Below are 16,685 nucleotides of genomic sequence, written 5' to 3'. Positions count from 1 at the left end.
GAACACCCATCCCGAGGAGCAGCGCCACCATGTCCGTCGCCCCGCACCTGCAACTGCCGCCGACCGACCGGGTCCTGTCGTCACGTACCGGCTGGACCCGGGCGCACTGGGAGGCGACCGCCGACCGGATGCTGGACGCACTGACGCCGTACGCCACTCCCGGCTTCGCGCAGTACCGGCTGCCCGGCCGCGGCAGCTGGTCGGGGGTCGTCTCGGACGGACTTGAGGGATTCGCCCGGTCGTTCCTGCTCGCCGCCTGCCGGATCGCGGGCGCGGGCGGGGCGGTCGACCCCCCGCTGACCGAGCGCTACGCGGCCGGTCTCGCGGCCGGCACCGATCCGGGCAGCGGGGAGGCGTGGCCGCGCCTGACGGACTGTTCGCAGCAGATGGTGGAGGCGGCGTCGATCGCGGTCGCGCTGCACGAGACCCGCCCGTGGATCTGGGACCGGCTGGACGCCGGGGTCCAGGAGCGGGTGGTCGACTGGTTCTCCGGGTTCGTCGGCGGCCGCACCTGGGACAACAACTGGCGGCTCTTCCAGGTGGTGTCCGAGCAGTTCCTCGCCTCGGTCGGCGCCCCGTACAGCCGGTCCGACATCGAGGGCGGACTGGACAGGATCGAGGACTGGTACGTCGGTGACGGCTGGTACACCGATGGGGACGGCCGCAATTTCGACTACTACGCCGGCTGGGCCATGCATCTGTACCCGCTGCTGTGGGCGCGGATCGCCGGGCCGGACGGCGACGGCGGCCGGGTCGCGGTGTACCGGGAGCGGCTCAGCCGGTTCCTGGAGGACTACCAGCACTTCTTCGGCTCGGACGGCGCCCCGGTCCACCAGGGCCGTTCCCTCACCTACCGTTTCGCCGCGCTCGCCCCGGTGTGGATGGGCGCGCTCGGCGACTGCACGCCCCTGGCGCCCGGACTGACCCGCCGGCTCGCCTCGGGCGTACTGCGGCACTTCGCGGAGCGCGGGGTGCCGGACGAGCGGGGGCTGCTGACGCTCGGCTGGTACGACACCTTCCTGCCGTCCACCCAGCCCTACTCGGGTCCGGCCTCCCCGTACTGGGCGAGCAAGGGCTTCCTCGGGCTGCTGCTCCCGGCGGACCACGCGGTGTGGACGGCGCGTGAACTCCCGCTGCCCGTCGAGGAGTCCGACACGTACACCGCGCTGCCCGCGCCGGGCTGGCTGCTGCACGGCACCCGGCACGACGGGATCGTCCGGCTGGTCAACCACGGCAGCGACCACAACCCGCCCGCCCCCGGCGCCGGTCCGGACGCCGATCCGGACCGGGGCGCGGGCGAGGACGACCCGCACTACGCGAAGCTCGGGTACTCGACGGCGACCGCGCCGCAGTCCGCGCCGCACGCCCTGGTCCGCAATGTCGACGGCCACCTGGCCCTGGTCGCCCCGGACGGCACCCCGTCCCGGCGCCGCCGGATCCATCCGCTGCGCTGCGAGGGCCGCGTCGCCGCCTCCTGGTCGGCGGCGCGGCTGCCGGGTGACGAGCGCGCGTACCGGATCGGGACGACGAGCGTGCTGCACGGCCCGTGGGAGATCCGGGTGCACCGGGTCGAGTCGCCCGAGGGGGCGGTGGTCCGGGAGGGCGGTCACGCGGTCGCCGACCGGACGGGCCCGTTCGCCTCGTCGGGGCCGGACTGGGCACTCGCCCGCACGGCCGAGGGGCTGACCAGCGCGGTGGTCGCCCTGTACGGGTGGGACGGCGGCGCCGACGGGGCCGCGGTGGCGCGCGATGTCGAGTCCAACGCGTACGGACCGCACTCGGCGGTCCCGTACCTGCGCAGCGCGCCCCGTCCGGGCGGCCGGAGCGTTCATGTGTCGCTCGTCGTGCTCTCCCGCGACCGTGTCCATCCGGAGGCGCTCCGTACGGCGGTTCGTGTGCGGGTGGACGGCGACGCGGTGGTCATGACCTTCCTGGACGGGAGCCGGGTCGAGGTCTGACCGGCGGCGGACCGGGGTCAGATTCCGATGCTGTTGTCCTCCCGGCGGTGGATGTGCCCGATCAGCTCCTGCGCCAGGGACTTGATCGTGTCGAGCCCGGCCCGCCCCCACGGGCGGGGCACGGTGTCCACGGCACAGACGGCGCCCAGGGCGATCCCCGTACGGTCGATGAGCGGCGCCCCCAGGTAGGAGCGGATGCCTATGTCGTCGACGACCGGGTTCCCGGCGAACCGCGGATAGTCGCAGACGTCCTCCAGGACCAGCGCCCTTCGCCGCACCACGACGTGCGGGCAGTAGCCGTGGTCGAGGGCCACATAGCGGCCGCTGCGGCCGCTGCCCGCTGCCGTGGCTCCCAGGTCGGCGCCCTTGCGGGTGCCCGCCGGGGTGTGCAGCCCGGCGTAGAACTGCCGGTTGCCGTCGATGAAGTTGACTATCGAGAAGGGCACTTCGGTCACTTCGGCCACCCGGTCGGCGAAGGCGTCGAAGTTGTCGAACGAGGCGTCGGACCGCTCACCCAGGCCGAGGCTGCGCAGCCGCTGGGTCCGGACGGGGGCGTCGCTGTCGACGGGGGTCAGCAGCATCCGCCCGATGGCGTGCGGGATCACGTACGGACTCCGAAACTGCCGTGGCCGGAGAGCGGGGCCGGCTCGATGGTGGCGTTGATGAGGTGCTGGACGAGGGTGACCAGCGCGCCGGTTCCCGAGCTGGCGATCCGCGCGTCGCACAGGACGACCGGTACCGCGGGTGCCAGGTCGAGCGCGGCCCGCACCTCCTCCGGGCCGTAGCGGAAGGCATCGTCGAACTCGTTGACGGCGACGATGAATCCGATACCGCGCCGCTCGAAGAAGTCGACGGCCGCGAAGCACTCCTCCAGTCTGCGGGTGTCCGCGATGACCACCGCTCCGAGTGCGCCCTGGGAGAGCTCGTCCCACATGAACCAGAAGCGCTCCTGGCCGGGTGTGCCGAAGAGGTAGAGCACATGCTGCTCGTCCAGTGTGATGCGGCCGAAGTCCATGGCGACCGTGGTGGAGGTCTTGGACTCGATGCCTTCGAGGCTGTCGGTCGCCGCGCTGACCTGGGTCAGCAGCTCCTCCGTGCTCAGCGGCGCGATCTCGCTGACCGCGCCGACGAAGGTCGTCTTGCCGACACCGAAACCGCCCGCCACCAGCACCTTGAGCGCGACGGGAAACCCCTCGGGGCTGCTGGGGGCTTCCGCGTGGCCGATGGGTCCGGGGGCGTCCGCGTACCCCACGTGCCCTGGGACCTCGGCGTGACCAGCGCTCCCGGGGCCGTCCGCGTAGCCGACGTTTCCGGGGCCCCCGGTCCCCGGGTACGGGGCGGAGCTGTCGAAACCGTCAGAGCTGTCGTCGTAAGCCATCGAGCACTGCCTCCAGCAGGGATCGGTCAGTGGGCATGTCATGGAAGGCGGGTGGGTGCGCGGTGACCGCTCCGCAGTCGACCAGGTCGGAGAGGAGCACCTTGGTGACGACCGCGGGGAGCCGCAGATGCGCGGCGATCTCGGCCACCGAGGTGGGGCCGCCGCACAGTCCCAGCGCCACGGAGTGCTCGGGGCCGAGGTGGTCCTGCGGAACGGTCCCGGTGGCCATGACCAGGGAGAGCAGGTCGAGCACGGTGGTGGGACGGGTGCGGCCGCCGCTCACCGTGTACGGGCGGATGAGGCGGCCTGCCGCATCGTCGAGCAACGGCGCGTCCTGGGTGGCCGACACGCTCACAGCCCCGTGGCGCCCGGCACCCCGGCCGCATGTCTGGTCGGGGTCATCAGATAGGGCCTGACGCTCTTGACCAGCATGGTCATCTCGTACCCCAGCACGGCGGCATCGGCGCTCCGCCCGGCGAGCACGGCCAGACAGGTACCGGAACCGGCGGTGGCGACGAAGAGCAACGTCGAGTCGAGCTCCACCACCACCTGGCGGACCTCTCCGTTGTCCCCGAACCTCGCCCCGGCGCTGCGGCCGAGCGAGTACAGGCCGGCGGCCAGCGCCGCCATGTGGTCGGCGCTGTCGGCGTCCATGCCGTGGAGGGATTTCACCAGCCCGTCGGCGGAGAGCAGGACCGCGCTGCGGGTGTACGGCACGCGCTGGACCAGCCCGCCCAGCAGCCAGTCGAGGTCCGAGACCTGACCGGACGGCATATCGGTCGCCATGGTGCATCTACTCCTTGGAAGTGTTCGCTTCGAGTGGGTCTTGATCGCTGTGGTGGGGGCCGGCCCGGAGGAGTTCCCCGGGCGCCGCGGCGCCGCGGACCGGAAGCGGATCGAGTGGTGCCGCGGCCGCTGTCACCGGGCCCGGAGCCGTCCCGAACCCGGCCTCCGCTCCGGAGCCGGAAGCCGGTTCGGGCTCCGATTCGGCACGGGCCTCGGCGAGGTCGATGCCGCGCCGGAAGGCCGCCACCAGGCCCGGGTCGTGCAGGGTGGGTTCGTCCTCGGTGCGCGGGACGGGGGCGTCCCTGAGCTGAGGGACCAGATGTTCCTGGTTGGCACGCCTGGGAAGCTGCGGCCGGCCCATCGTGCCGCGTACGACTCCGGGCTCCGCGGAGAGCGCCGGTGCCGCCTCCTCCGTCGGCCGGATGCCGGGGCCGGCCTCGGCGGGGACGGGCCGGTCGAGGCGCTCGGCGCGCAGCGGGAGCGGCGGGCCCTCGCCCTGGCGCCGGGTCTGCTGCGGCGGCTGGTGCATCCGCAGCTGCTGGTTCGGCACGTACGGCCGGCGCTCCGGCTCGGGAGCGGGCGCCGGGCCCGGACCGAGGTCCCGGTGTGCGGCGGCCTCGTCCAGCGGCGGTGGGCGGTGCACGGGGCCGGGGGGCGGGGCCGGTGCGCCGCCGGCTCCGGCGGAGGCGTCGTCCTCGGCGCCGAGCAGGGACTGCGGAAGCACGAGCACGGCTTGCGTGCCCCCGTAGATATTGCTCTGCAGCCGTACGGCGATGCCGTGTCTGCGGGCCAGCGAGGCCACCACGAACAGTCCGATCCGGCCGTCCTGGAGCAGCCGGGCGACATTGACCTGGTCGGGGTCGGCGAGCAGGGCGTTCATCCGCTTCTGCTCGCTGCCCGGCATGCCGAGGCCCCGGTCCTCGACCTCCAGCGCGAGACCCGCGGTGACGTGCTGGGCGCGCAGCAGCACTTGGGTCTGCGGGGCGGAGAACACCGTGGCGTTCTCGACCAGTTCGGCCAGGAGGTGGATCACGTCGGCCACGGCGTGCCCGCGGAGGGTGCCGTCGATCGGGGGCACCAACTTGACGCGTGGATACTGTTCGACCTCCGCGATCGCCGAGCGCAGCACCTCGGTCATGGTGACCGGGTTGCTCCACTGCCGCCGGGAGACGGCGCCGCCGAGGACGGCGAGGTTCTCCGCGTGGCGGCGGATCCGGGTGGCCAGGTGGTCGACGTGGAAGAGGCCCTTGAGCAGATCGGGGTCCTCGACCTCGTGCTCCAGCTCGTCGAGCAGCTGGATCTCGCGGTGCACGAGCGACTGGAGCCGGCGGGCGAGGTTGACGAACACCTCGACCTTCTGGTCCTCGCCGCTGTGCTCCGAGAGCCGGGACGCCTGCACGACGGCGGCGACGGCCCCTTCCTGCTGCCGGCCGAGCTCCTGCGCCAGCAGTTCGAAGGCGTCGCTGCCGGGGGCGGTGGGCTGCGGCGGCCGGCGCGTGGGTACGGGTTCGCCGTTGCGGAGCTGTTCCACCACCTGTTGCAGTTCGGCCTGGCCCTGCGCGCTGGCCCGGCGCAGGGCGAAGCAGCGGCCGAGGACGGTGGTGGCGACGCGGTTGGCGGCGAGGAAGGCCGCCGCCACGGCGGCGACCGCCAGCGCCGCGGCGGCGCCGAACGCGGTCCAGAGCTCCGTGGACGGCGCGGCGCCGGTGGAGCGGACCGTGAGGATGACGGCCGCGGCGCCGGTCAGCATGACGGCCAGGGCCGGCAGCACCGCGGTGCGCAGGAGTTGGGGGCGTATACGCGCCTCGGGGGACGGCTGGGCAGCGCGCGGCCTGGCCGCGGCCGAGTGGGAACGGGCACCCGGTCGGCCGTGCCGCCCGCCCTCTCGGCGTTCCGGTCGCGCGTCGGGTGCGCGAAGTTGAGACATCAGCGTCCTTGGTACGTGGGGCCCCGGGAATCGGTATTCATGTGGTGGCATCTACGGTGGTCGGTCATTCTCGGATCATCGGCCGGGCAGGCCCTGGGAATATGAGCCCACCGTTGATCACCGGACACACACGGTAGTCGCCCGAGGCGAGGGTGCGACGGGCAGTTGTGGAACTTGCCCGCCATCCGTCCCGCTCTGGTATGACCTCTCGCACGAGCGACCGATTACTACCGGACCGGTGGCGGGGATCCGGCGCCGCACGCGACAAGCCCCCTCGATGGGTATCGAGGGGGCTTGTCCTGGCGTACGGGGGAGCGATGTCCCGCTCCCCCGTACGGCCTGTCCGCCGAGCCAGGCCGTACGGGGGGGCGATGGTGAGCCCGGGTGTCCGTGCGGGCCTTACGCCTTGCGGAGCCGGGCGACGATGCCGTCGAGGTCGCGGCGGACCATGTAGTCGCGGATCATGTGTCCGCCCGGCTCCTCGTACCACTCGTGCGCGATTCCGGCGTCGCCGAGGCGGGCCCGGAACTCCCGCTGGCCGGCCAGCACCTGGGTCTCGTTGGCCGTGTCGAACCAGTTGACCGGGTCGGGGCTGGTGCCGGCCACCAGGAAGATCCGCTTGTTCCGGTAGCTCTCGATCCGCTCGACCGGGTTGTCGGCGCTGACCCTGGCCTCGTCCCACAGCGGTATGCCGTAGATCGTTCCGCCGCCCAGGTCCAGGGCGGCCGAGGACGCGTTGGCCCAGTGGGCGACCAGTCCGGAGTCCCGGCGCAGACTGGCCGGCCCCGAGTGGGCACTCACCGAGGCGAAGTGACCGTAGTACTTGGCCGCGTACTTCAGAGCGCCGAAGCCGCCCATCGAGAACCCGGCGACGGCACGGCCGTCGTACTCGGCGTAGGTACGGAAGTTCGCGTCGACCCAGGGAAGGAGCTGGTCGATGTGGAAGGTCTCCCAGTTACGGGGGCCGGTGTTGGAGCTGACCGGGTTGGAGTACCAGCCCGCGTGTCCGCCGTCGGGCATCACGACGATGACCGGCTTTCCGGCCGTCCAGTCCCGGATGCCCGCGCGGTCGAAGGTGACGAAGTCCTGGTCGGTACCGCCCCCGTGGAAGAGGTAGAGGACCGGGTAGGTACGTCCGGCGGTGTGGTAGTCGTCGGGCAGCAGGATGTTGACGCCCGGGTTCCAGCCGATGGCGTCGGTGGCGAACCGGTAGTACCACATGCGCGGATCGGCCTCGTTGCGCTCCACGATGCGCAGACCGAAGCCGTCGCCCGCCGCACTGGCCGGGGACGCGGCCGCGAGGATGCCCCCGGTGCCCAGAGCCATCGCGGCGGTGATTCCGCCGGCGGCCTTGATGACGTTTCTGCGGGTGGGACGGTAGCTGCTCAACACGGCCTCCTGGTGGGAAAGGAACACGTCACGCCGAGTAGCCCTTCGGCGGGATCAGCGTGGCGAGCAGATCGAAGGAGATCCAGTAGATCTGGTTGCCACTGAATGACGCGGGGTCGGCTATGAGGACGGTGCGGTCCACCTCGTCGTAGCCGAAGACGGTGAAGTAGTGATAGATCGTCTGGTCCGACGGGTAGCCGGGCGGCTGGTTGCCGGGCGGGGCGACGATGTTGGTCACCAGCGGGTAGTTGCGGTCGATGTCGAAGACGATGTCGTTCCACAGCAGGTCCCGCTGGCCCTGGGTGGGCGGGTCGTTCGGCATGTTCTTGGTCTCGTACCAGCCCCCGCCGAGGTTGGCGTTGAGTACGCCGGTGACCTGGCCGATGTAGTCGGTGCCGGCCTGGGTCGTGCCGAGCTGCCCGGCCAGAACTCCCTGGCTGGGCGGGGCGATCCGGGCCGAGAGCGCGATGCGGGTGGCGGCCGGACCGCACCAGTACCCGGTCTCCTGAACCTGGTAGTCGATCGCCAGCCAGTGCGCGCTGAGGGTGCGGCCGGAGTCGACCTCCAGCCGGGTGCCGGGCCGGTTGTGCCCGCTGACGACGGCCGTACCGGCCTTCGTTCCGTGGGCGAGTACGGACACGGCCGGGGTGTGCGGTGCGGGCGACGCCTGGGCCGTGCCGGGGTGGAGGAGAACACCGACGGCGGCGACGGCGATCGCGGAGGACACAAGTCTCCTGCGCATGAAGGCTCCTGAGGGTGGGGGGACGGGCCTTGCGGGAAGAAACGCGTTCAGCGGAAGCGCCCGGCCGATGAGCGCCACGGCTCCGCGCGGCACGGTCGGGTGCGACGGCAGGAGTCAGCGTGGTTCCTCGCCCGCGAAGGGCGCAAGGAATGAAAGTTCAGGCTTACCGGTGGAGTCGAGCGGGTCCGGGTACTCCGGCTATCGCCGTGTCCGCTCCTCGGCGGCCAGCAGGGCCCGCCCTTCCGCCGTCGCGACGTGGAAGGACCGTCCGGCCTTGCGCACGGTGGCGACCAGGCCCGCCGCACGGAGCACGTTCAGGTGCTGGCTGACGGCGGGGTGGGTCACGTCCAGGAGCCGGGCGGCCTCGACCGTGGTGCATCCGGTACGCGTCGCGCGCAGGAGGCCCGCCCGGGTGTGACCGAGCAGCGGGCCCAGCGGTCCGGCTCCCTCCGAGGGCCGGGCGGGGGCGGGGCCGGCCCAGTCCGTGCTGTGGTGGATGGGGTAGACGAGAACGGGCGGCAGGTCCCCGTCGGCCAGGGTGATCGGGGTGGGCCAGCAGAAGAACGACGGTTGCAGCACAAGTCCCCGTCCCCGCAGCCTGAGTTGCTGGTCGACGGGGTACGTCACCTCCAGCACGGGCGGGCGCCAGCGGAACTGCGGCCCGAGCCCGGCCAGCAGCCCCTCGGTGCCGCCGTCCAGGAGACTGCGCAGCCGCAGGGCGCGGTCGGCGTCTATGTGGGCGTGGACGCGCTGCCAGTACGGTGCGAGCGCCTCCAGCTGATAGGTGCGCAGCGCCTCGCCGAGCTGCCGGAGGGTTTCGGCGTCTCCCCCGGCCAATAAGCTTACCCAGCCAGGCAGTTGGAGTGTGGCGGCCAGTTGCGTCAGATCGGTTCGCAGGCGTGGGCGCGGGGTGCTCATCAGGGTGTCGACGGCCGCCTGCAGAGTGGCCCGGTCGCCGGTGGTGGGGGTGAGGAAGTCCGGCGAGTACCCGCGCGGGGGCAGCAGGGAGGAAAGCAGCCGGGGACTCGCGGAGAGCCGGGGCCGTACCCAGCGGCGCCACGCGCCGAACACCCTCTCGCCGTCGCGCCGTTGCAGGGTCTGCACGCTGTTGCTGATCTCCCAGAGGAAGTCCGGCCCTGGGGCCACCCGGACCCGCGCCAGGTCCTCGGAGGTGAAGTACACCCGCAGCATGGCCGCCCCCTGTGGTCGCTCCCTCGAAGGTGAAGGTGCACCGATGCCGGCCACGGCCGCGCCCGGCGGATCAGCGAGCCGGTGGAAGGGGGTGCACCGGGAAGCCGCAGCACCGCACCGCACCCGCTTCCCGCGGGCAGCGTACCGCCGTTCGGCCGCCGCCCGGCCGTACAGGCACCGCCATCTCCCGGACGTGGCACCTCCGCCCCTCGGGCGGTCAGGGGCGGCGGCCCACCCAGGTGGTCCGGGTGGTCCGGACCGTGAGGTCGTCGCGCCGCAGGACGCTGTACGGGCCTTCGTCATCGGTGACGGCGTCGAGTGCGGCCAGGTCCTCGGCGGGGAACCGGCCGTCGAGGTGGGAGCGCAGCTTGCGCAGACACACCTGGGCGTAGCGGGCGGTGGCGGCCGGCAGCGGGGCGGGCAGGTCGATCACGAAGGGGCGCTCGGCCTCCAGGACGAAGCCCGCGCGGACCAGGTGGTCCGTCCAGTCCGCGGCGGGTCCCCCGTTCAGGGCGGCATGGAGACGGGCCTCCATGCCCGGCCGGCCCACCCCGACGTCCTCGGGCAGGAAGCGGGGGAAGAAGTCCATCTCGGTGACGGCCAGGAGGCCGCCCGGCCGCAGGGCGTCGAACACATGGGACAGCACCCGGTCGGGGTCGCCCATGTGGTGCAGCGAAGCGGCCGCCCAGACCAGGTCAGGGGTGTCGAGGGCCGGCCGGCCCTCGTCCAGATCCGCCAGGACGCCGCGGACCCGGTCGGTGAGTCCGAGCGCGGACACCTTCGCCGACAGCCGGTGGAGCATCTGCGGGGAGACATCCACCGCAGAGACCTCGGCCCGCGGGAAGCGCCGGGCCAGGGCGACGGCACCGGTCCCGGTGCCGCTGCCCAGGTCGACGACGCGGCCGGGTTCCCGGTCGGACAGTTCACCCAGCCAGGTGGTCAGCCCGGTCAGAAAGGTCCGCAGGACCTCGGCGTCGAGCTCCAGCATCTCGGCCATGGCGGCTGTTCCGGCGTCGGCCCCGGTGCGTTTCGGATGAGGCGCGTTCATGTCTGCGGTGTTCATGCTTCGACCGTAGCCCTGGGTTGCGCACAACGCGTACAGTCTTGCGTATGACGCAAGAAAGCGATGTGGACAGCACGGTCCGCATGCGCATCAGGAGCCTGCGGAAGGCGCGCGGCTGGTCGCTCGACAGCCTCGCCGAACGCGCCTTCCTGAGCCCCTCCACCCTGAGCCGCATCGAGACCGGTCACCGGCGCATCAGCCTGGACCAGCTCACGGCACTGGCCCGCGCCCTGGGGACCTCGCTCGACCAGCTGGTGGAAACCGTCAACGACGACGATGTCGTGATCAGGCCGCAGCGCGACGAGCAGCGCGGGCTGACCACCTGGGTACTGAACCGCGGGTCCGGCCCGCCCGGCAGCACCGTCGCCAAGATGCGCATCACCGACGAGTCCCGGGGCCCGGGGGCCGACCAGCTCGGTGTGCACCCCGGCAAGGACTGGTTCACGGTCCTGTCGGGAACCATCATGTTGATCCTCGGCGAGCGCGCCATCCGGGTCGAAACGGGCCAGGCGGCCGAGTTCTCCACCATGATCCCGCACGCCATCAAGGCGCACGGAGGACCGGCCGAGGTCCTGTGCATCCTCGACCGCGACGGGCAGTGCACCCACCTCCACCCCCCGGCGTGAACCCGGCCGGCCGCCCCGGAGGGAGAGTGCCCGTGGGCGTGCGCACCGAGCGAGGGCGCCGCACGGCCATCGCGCCCGTCAGGCCTGGGCGGCCCGGTCGCGGTCACGGCCGGGGTCGGGTGTCATGGCACCGCCGGGGAGCTGTACGTGGACCGGGGGCCAGTTGCCCCATCCCGCCGCGGGCTCCGCCGCCACGGAACGCCACCACGGTTCGACCGCCGGAGGATCGGCGGGCTCGAACGGCAGGCCCGGATGCGGAGCCACCATGATCGCCCCCACGAACTGGGCGGCGCGCATCGACCACTCGGCCGGCTCGGCCCACGGATGCAGTGCGAGGTTGAACGTCCCCCAGTGGATCGGCAGCATGACGCCCGCCGCCGGGTCGCCGCCCTGAAGGTCCAGATGGGCCTGGACGCCCTCGTCGGGGCTCATGTGGATGTCCGGCCAGGCACCGGGTTCCGGCTTGCCGTTCGAGTGGTCCTTGGGCCAGTACTGGCTGTACGCACCGATCTGGATCATGGTGGCGTCGAACGGCCCGTGCTCGGCGCCGATCTCCTTGAAGCCGGGGAAATATCCGGTGTCGCCGCTGTGGTAGATCCGGTGCCCGGGTCCCGCGACGACCCACGAGGCCCAGAGGGTGTGCTGCTGGTTGCGAAGGCCACGGCCGCAGAAGTGCCTGGCGGGGGTGGCCGTGAGGCTGATCCCGGCGACCTCCGTGGTCTCGTTCCAGTCGAGCTCACGGATCCGCTCCAGGGGCACACCCCAGCGCTCCAGGTGCGCTCCGACCCCGAGCGGCACCGCGAAGACCGTGCCCGTACCGGCCAGCGCCCGGATCGTCGGAAGGTCGAGGTGGTCGTAGTGGTCGTGCGAGATCACCACCACATCGACCGGGCCGAGCACGGCGAGCGGCAGCGGAGCGGGATGCAGCCGCTTGGGCCCCGCGAACGCGAAGGGCGAACAGCGGTCACCCCAGACCGGGTCGAACAGCACCCGCCTGCCGTCGATCTCGGCGAGCACACTGGAATGCCCCATCCAGGTGAGCCGCAGCCCGGAGACGGGGGGCGTGGCGAGATCGGCCAGGGTGGTGGCGTGGACCGGCACATCACCGGTCGGCGATCTGAGCGCCCGCTCCTCCTTGCGGAAGTAGGTCTTCGCGAACTCCAGAGCGGACCCCGACGGCCTGGTCCGTGCCCCCACCGGGTTCTGGAACACTCCGTCGGCGAAGTTGGGGGAACGACGAATGCGCTCCATACGGGTGCCGCCCGGGTCGGCCCCGAAGTCGGCGGGCCGCAGCGCACGCAGCCTGGTGCGGAGCGTAAGTCTGGAGTCAGCGCCGGTCACAAGATCTCCTGAGGGAGTCGGTGTCGTCTCATTATGGTCGGGCGGTACGACAGTGCGAGAGCAGAACACCCAACGGGATGGCGGCCGGCAGGGTCTGCCTCAGCCACGCGGCTGCCCGTACACGTGCTCGACATGGAGCCGCAGTACGACCCGGCGGTCCCTGACCATGGCCCGGCGGTAGTCGTCCCAGTCCGGGTGTTCTCCCTGGACGTCGCGGTAGAGCGCGACCAGCTCCGCCACGGTGGCGTCCTCGGGGTCGGCGGCCACCGGGGTGAGGTCCGCGGTGCCGTCCGCGACGGTCCAGGCCCAGCGGTCATCGCTGGTGACGTGGTAGCTCGCCCGCGGGTCCCTGCGCAGGTTCCGGGTCTTCGCACGGTCCTCGGTGACCGAGACCCTGACGATGCGCTCTTCGGGGTAGTAGAAGTGGTTGACATTGGACAGCTGGGGCCTGCCGTCCCGCTTGAGCGTAACCAGTACGCCGCTGTTGCCTTCGGAGAACAACCGAAGAAGCGCATCCTGCTGTGCGTCGAATCCCGTCATGCCGAATCCAACGTCCGGACCGTGCGCAGGATTCCGCATCCGGCATCCGGTATCCGCCGCACCGCCCCGCCGGGACGCATCCGGCCGCGGGGCGGTGGTTCGGCGCCTGGCCGCATTGACAGCGGCGCCCCACCTCCCGATACTGACTCGCGATTCAGTAACAGATCGCGGCCGCGCGGAATCCGGGCCGGCGCGGTCCGGGTTCCGCGGCATCGTCCCCGGGCCCGCCCCGATCGCAGTGACCGAGGAGAACTCCCGATGACGACGCCTCCGGTGTCCCCGCCCGCCCCGCTGATCTCCCTGACCTGGACGGACCACGTCACCGGACGCCAGGGGCACCTGGTCGTCGACCGGCTGGTGCGCGGGGTGTCCAGCGGCGGGTTGCGGATGCGGGCGGGCTGCACGCTCGACGAGGTGACCGGACTGGCCCGCGGCATGACGATGAAGGAAGCCCTCCACTTCGACGCGGACCGCACCGGGGCCCGCTACGTACCGCTCGGCGGTGCCAAGGGCGGCATCGACTGCGATCCCCGCGACCCGGCCGCCTACGGCGTCCTGGTGCGCTATCTGCGGGCGGTGCGTCCCTACATCGAGAACATCTGGACGACCGGCGAGGATCTGGGGCTCAGCCAGGACCTGGTCGACCGGGCGGCGGCGGAGGCCGGGCTCGTCTCCTCCATCGAGGCCGTCTATCCGCTGCTCGACGACGAGACCGCGGCCCGGCAGCGACTGGCCGACGCCTTCGCCGTCGAGGTGGACGGCATCGGCCTGGACGAGCTGGTCGGTGGCTGCGGGGTCGCCGAGTCGGCCCTCGCCGCGCTGGACCGGGACGGGGTCGCGTACGACGGGGCGCGGGTCGCCGTGCAGGGGCTGGGCACCATGGGCGGCGCGACGGCCCGGTTCCTGTCACGGGCCGGATTGCGGGTGGTCGCCGTCGCCGATGTCCAGAGCACGATCGCCAACCCGGCCGGCCTCGACATCGAGGCCCTGCTGTCCGCCCGGGACGCCCACGGGACGGTGGACCGCGGCGCGCTGCGCGCCGCGGACCGTGAGCTGCCCGCCGGGGCCTGGCTGGACCAGGACGTGGAGGTGCTCGTACCCGCGGCCGTCTCCTACGCCGTCGACGCGGCGAACCAGGCCCGGATCAAGGCCCGTTGGGTGGTCGAGGCGGCCAATATGCCGGTGCTGCCCGAGGCCGAGGCGCTGCTCGCGGAGCGCGGGATCACGGTCCTGCCCGACGTCGTCGTCAACTCCGGCACCAACGCCTGGTGGTGGTGGACGCTGTTCGGCGACATCGGAGCCGACGCCGACGAGGCGTTCGCGCACACCCGGAGTTCGATGCGCGCTCTCGTCGACCTCGTGCTGACCCGGGCCGCGGCGGACGGCTGCACCCCGCGGGCGGCGGCCCACGCCGTCGTCGCCGACCGGCTGCCGGTGATGACGGAACGCTTCGGCTGGTACCGCTGACCGGACCCCGATGCCCCCGGCCTGCCCGGGGGCGGGCATTGGTTAGGGTGACGCCGTGGCAAGAGTGCGGTTGAGTGTGGCGGAGCGACGCGAGGAGCTGCTGCGCGCTGCCGTCGAGCAGATCGAGGTGCGAGGTGTCGCGGCGGTGCGGATCGCCGATGTGGCCTCCGTCCTCGGCGTGAGCAACGCACTCGTCCTCTACCACTTCTCGACCAAGGAGAAACTGGTCGCCGCCGCCTTCGCGCACGCGGCCGAGGCCGATCTCACCCAGCTGCGCAAGCTGTTGACCCGCCGGACCACGGCGGTGCGCAGGCTGCGCGCCGCCGTCCGCTGGTACGCCCCGACGGGCCAGGCCAAGGGCTGGCGGCTGTGGATCGAGGGCTGGGCGGCCTCGCTCCGCGACCCCGCGCTGCGCAATGTGGCAGGCGATCTCGACCAGCAGTGGAAGGCGGAGCTGGCCGAGGTCATCGAGGAAGGCGCGGCCGCGGGCGAGTTCCACTGCGACGACCCGATGTCCGTGGCCTGGCGGCTGACCGCCCTGCTGGACGGCCTGGCGGTGCAGATGACCTCGTACGCGGGTCCGCTCTCCCGGGCCACGATGCTGGAGTGGACCGAACAGGCACTCGCCCGTGAACTCGGCATCGACCACGCGATGCTGACGGCCTGACCGCCGGACCCGGCAGCGCCCTCCGGCGGGCCCGTCAGGTCTGGCGCAGGGGTATGTAGGACTCGCCCCGCAGTCCGAACGTCCAGGCGACGCCGTCCTTCGCGGTCCGGGTCGCGGGCGGCACCCGCAGCCAGTACGTGCGACGCGTCCCGTCCGGCTCCGGGGTGGAGTTGACCACCTCGACCATGACCACGTCCTCGTCGCCGTCGAGCGCGATCCGCCAGAGGATGCCCGTCTCGTCCCGGTGGACAGGTTCCGCGCCGGACTCGGTGAGGTAGCGGTCGTATCCGTAGAACTCCAGCATCACGCGCCGCAGTTCGGCGTTCTCCTCGGCCCGGATCCGTTCGGGGGTGAGCGCGGTCAGCTCCGCCAGGAATCCAGCGGGCACCGGCATGCCGCGCCAGGCGTACAGCCCGAACCCGTCCCGGTAGGAGAGGGCGGGCCCGTCGCCGCGGTCGAGCCTGCCCGCCTCGTCGCGGTGCAGCACCTCCGGGCGCTCGCTGATCACCACGGCGCGCTCGTAGGGCCACCACCAGCCCGCGTTCCTGGCCACGGCCGACAGTCCGTCGAGCCGGTCGCCCCGCCCGTCGAACGCGGCGAGCCACGCCGCGTCGTGCTGGCCCAGGACCGCGTCGAGGAGGAGCAGCCGCACCTCCGGCTCGTCCTCGGGCCGCTCGGCGAGTCCGGCGACGACCCCCGCCCGTATCCGGTCGGCGAGCGCCGCCGTGCTCTCCCACAGCTGGGCACCGGTGGCGGACCAGAGCGCGGACCAGCCGGCCGGACCCAACTCGTCGTACATCCGGCGCCGTTCCTCCGCCCAGGGCCGGGTCCTCACCTCCTCCCGGACCGAGCGGCCGGCGTCGGCCAGCTGCTTCACGAGCCCGACGGCCTCCCTGGGCGAGTCGGCCCAGACGAACTCCTCCGGCTCGGCCAGCCCCGCGCTGCGGTAGGCGAGCCGCACCCCGTCCTGCGCTGCCGCCCGGTCCGCCGCGCCGGTCTCCGCCGCCACGGCCCGCCATGAGTCCACGTACTGCATCGTCTCCCCGTCCCCTGTTCCCTGATTTCCGCGTTCTCGGATCACTCTTCGCTGCCCGTGCCCGGCACCGGAAGCCCGGCCGGCCGGGCCGTTCAGTCCGCCACGATGCGGACCGCCCCCGGTGCGTACTCCCGCTGGCGCACCACGCGGAACCAGCCCTGCGGCAGCGGGATCACCGCGTGTTCCTCGTGCACCACACGTCCGCCGTCGGGCAGGTGGAGCAGCATCGGGCCGAACACCCCGCCCTCCCGGATCAGCCGTCCCGGCCCCGGCACCGCGTGTGCGTGTCCGGTGACCTCACCGAGCGCGAGCACCAGCCGGCCCCGCCCGTCGCGCAGTTCGCCCGGCGCGTCCAGGAGGTTCGGGGGCACCTCGGACTCCTCCAGCGCCATGATCAGCACATCGCCCTGCCGGTACACAGACGTCTCCCCTCCAGGTCGGCACCCGCTGTGCCGGCCACATGGAAAACGCTACGGCGGGGGTCTGACATTGATGCTGATACTGAGGTTCCGGTGGCCGTGGCTCAGGGTCTGACTGACGCCCTGCTGGGCTGTCTTCCGGTTGTACTGTCCGG

The 16,685-nt window shown here is 72.3% G+C and carries 17 protein-coding genes; 4 read left to right on the top strand and 13 right to left on the bottom strand.

The features are described from left to right. The first annotated feature begins 29 nt into the window (after positions 1–29). Entirely contained in the window at positions 30–1,958 is a 1,929-nt protein-coding gene (locus AB0I52_RS22400; protein ID WP_363075174.1) for a DUF2264 domain-containing protein, read from the top strand. A 17-nt stretch (positions 1,959–1,975) separates the two neighbouring features. Here AB0I52_RS22400 and AB0I52_RS22395 read toward each other — a convergent pair whose 3' ends face one another. From AB0I52_RS22395 to AB0I52_RS22355, 9 genes are all read right to left on the bottom strand, one after another. Continuing rightward, entirely contained in the window at positions 1,976–2,563 is a 588-nt protein-coding gene (locus AB0I52_RS22395) for a GAF domain-containing protein (RefSeq protein ID WP_363075172.1), read from the bottom strand. Then, a complete protein-coding gene (locus tag AB0I52_RS22390) occupies positions 2,560–3,183 on the bottom strand; it encodes an ATP/GTP-binding protein (RefSeq protein WP_363075301.1) in 624 nt (207 codons plus the stop codon). The genes AB0I52_RS22395 and AB0I52_RS22390 overlap by 4 nt, the downstream gene beginning before the upstream one ends. A gap of 130 nt (positions 3,184–3,313) precedes the next feature. Further along, on the bottom strand, positions 3,314–3,685 hold the full coding sequence (locus AB0I52_RS22385; RefSeq protein WP_362952724.1) for a DUF742 domain-containing protein: 372 nt from the start codon (positions 3,683–3,685) through the stop codon (positions 3,314–3,316). A gap of 2 nt (positions 3,686–3,687) precedes the next feature. Beyond that, the gene (locus AB0I52_RS22380) at positions 3,688–4,122 is read right to left on the bottom strand and encodes a roadblock/LC7 domain-containing protein (RefSeq protein WP_363075170.1); all 435 of its coding nucleotides are present in this window, start codon (positions 4,120–4,122) and stop codon (positions 3,688–3,690) included. Positions 4,123–4,129: 7 nt separating this feature from the next. Next, on the bottom strand, positions 4,130–6,049 hold the full coding sequence (locus AB0I52_RS22375; RefSeq protein ID WP_363075168.1) for an ATP-binding protein: 1,920 nt from the start codon (positions 6,047–6,049) through the stop codon (positions 4,130–4,132). Between the two features lie 399 nt (positions 6,050–6,448). Then, positions 6,449–7,438, bottom strand: a complete 990-nt coding sequence (locus AB0I52_RS22370) for an esterase family protein (protein WP_363075166.1) — start codon at positions 7,436–7,438, stop codon at positions 6,449–6,451. Positions 7,439–7,466: 28 nt separating this feature from the next. Further along, positions 7,467–8,180, bottom strand: coding sequence for a C39 family peptidase (locus tag AB0I52_RS22365; protein ID WP_363075164.1), 714 nt, complete (start codon positions 8,178–8,180; stop codon positions 7,467–7,469). Between the two features lie 198 nt (positions 8,181–8,378). Next, positions 8,379–9,371, bottom strand: a complete 993-nt coding sequence (locus AB0I52_RS22360; protein ID WP_363075162.1) for a winged helix-turn-helix domain-containing protein — start codon at positions 9,369–9,371, stop codon at positions 8,379–8,381. A gap of 217 nt (positions 9,372–9,588) precedes the next feature. Beyond that, positions 9,589–10,434, bottom strand: coding sequence for a class I SAM-dependent methyltransferase (locus tag AB0I52_RS22355; RefSeq protein WP_363075160.1), 846 nt, complete (start codon positions 10,432–10,434; stop codon positions 9,589–9,591). 47 nt (positions 10,435–10,481) lie between these two features. On the opposite strand from AB0I52_RS22355, the gene AB0I52_RS22350 reads away from it, so the two are divergent. Then, positions 10,482–11,060 carry a helix-turn-helix transcriptional regulator gene (locus tag AB0I52_RS22350; protein ID WP_363075158.1) on the top strand — a complete coding sequence of 193 codons (579 nt, stop codon included), beginning with the start codon at positions 10,482–10,484 and terminating at the stop codon, positions 11,058–11,060. A 78-nt stretch (positions 11,061–11,138) separates the two neighbouring features. On the opposite strand, the gene AB0I52_RS22345 is transcribed toward AB0I52_RS22350, so the two are convergent. Together AB0I52_RS22345 and AB0I52_RS22340 are read right to left on the bottom strand one after the other, a co-directional pair. After that, positions 11,139–12,401 (bottom strand): MBL fold metallo-hydrolase, encoded by a 1,263-nt coding sequence (locus AB0I52_RS22345; protein ID WP_363075156.1) that lies wholly within the window; start codon positions 12,399–12,401, stop codon positions 11,139–11,141. 99 nt (positions 12,402–12,500) lie between these two features. Next, positions 12,501–12,941, bottom strand: a complete 441-nt coding sequence (locus tag AB0I52_RS22340; protein ID WP_363075154.1) for a PPOX class F420-dependent oxidoreductase — start codon at positions 12,939–12,941, stop codon at positions 12,501–12,503. A 258-nt stretch (positions 12,942–13,199) separates the two neighbouring features. On the opposite strand from AB0I52_RS22340, the gene AB0I52_RS22335 reads away from it, so the two are divergent. Continuing rightward, a complete protein-coding gene (locus tag AB0I52_RS22335; RefSeq protein ID WP_363075152.1) occupies positions 13,200–14,408 on the top strand; it encodes a Glu/Leu/Phe/Val dehydrogenase dimerization domain-containing protein in 1,209 nt (402 codons plus the stop codon). Between the two features lie 76 nt (positions 14,409–14,484). Next, entirely contained in the window at positions 14,485–15,075 is a 591-nt protein-coding gene (locus AB0I52_RS22330) for a TetR/AcrR family transcriptional regulator (protein WP_363075299.1), read from the top strand. 34 nt (positions 15,076–15,109) lie between these two features. Here AB0I52_RS22330 and AB0I52_RS22325 read toward each other — a convergent pair whose 3' ends face one another. Both AB0I52_RS22325 and AB0I52_RS22320 read right to left on the bottom strand, forming a co-directional pair. Further along, positions 15,110–16,111 (bottom strand): DUF6745 domain-containing protein, encoded by a 1,002-nt coding sequence (locus tag AB0I52_RS22325; RefSeq protein WP_363075150.1) that lies wholly within the window; start codon positions 16,109–16,111, stop codon positions 15,110–15,112. Positions 16,112–16,203: 92 nt separating this feature from the next. After that, positions 16,204–16,530, bottom strand: a complete 327-nt coding sequence (locus tag AB0I52_RS22320; RefSeq protein ID WP_362952698.1) for a hypothetical protein — start codon at positions 16,528–16,530, stop codon at positions 16,204–16,206. Positions 16,531–16,685 lie beyond the last annotated feature (155 nt).

It is taken from the genome of Streptomyces sp. NPDC050423 (assembly GCF_040655445.1).
Lineage (GTDB): Bacteria > Actinomycetota > Actinomycetes > Streptomycetales > Streptomycetaceae > Streptomyces.
The sequence above is the reverse complement of the archived record's forward strand: the minus strand, read 5'-3'. Positions and strand labels throughout refer to the sequence as shown.

Bases quoted from the DNA above. Each gene is read 5' to 3' on its own strand.
- AB0I52_RS22400 (WP_363075174.1), top strand. From the start codon at position 30: ATGTCCGTCGCCCCGCACCTGCAACTGCCGCCGACCGACCGGGTCCTG.
- AB0I52_RS22380 (WP_363075170.1), bottom strand. From the start codon at position 4,122: ATGGCGACCGATATGCCGTCCGGTCAGGTCTCGGACCTCGACTGGCTG.
- AB0I52_RS22375 (WP_363075168.1), bottom strand. From the start codon at position 6,049: ATGTCTCAACTTCGCGCACCCGACGCGCGACCGGAACGCCGAGAGGGC.
- AB0I52_RS22365 (WP_363075164.1), bottom strand. From the start codon at position 8,180: ATGCGCAGGAGACTTGTGTCCTCCGCGATCGCCGTCGCCGCCGTCGGT.
- AB0I52_RS22360 (WP_363075162.1), bottom strand. From the start codon at position 9,371: ATGCTGCGGGTGTACTTCACCTCCGAGGACCTGGCGCGGGTCCGGGTG.
- AB0I52_RS22355 (WP_363075160.1), bottom strand. From the start codon at position 10,434: ATGAACACCGCAGACATGAACGCGCCTCATCCGAAACGCACCGGGGCC.
- AB0I52_RS22350 (WP_363075158.1), top strand. From the start codon at position 10,482: ATGACGCAAGAAAGCGATGTGGACAGCACGGTCCGCATGCGCATCAGG.
- AB0I52_RS22340 (WP_363075154.1), bottom strand. From the start codon at position 12,941: ATGACGGGATTCGACGCACAGCAGGATGCGCTTCTTCGGTTGTTCTCC.
- AB0I52_RS22335 (WP_363075152.1), top strand. From the start codon at position 13,200: ATGACGACGCCTCCGGTGTCCCCGCCCGCCCCGCTGATCTCCCTGACC.
- AB0I52_RS22325 (WP_363075150.1), bottom strand. From the start codon at position 16,111: ATGCAGTACGTGGACTCATGGCGGGCCGTGGCGGCGGAGACCGGCGCG.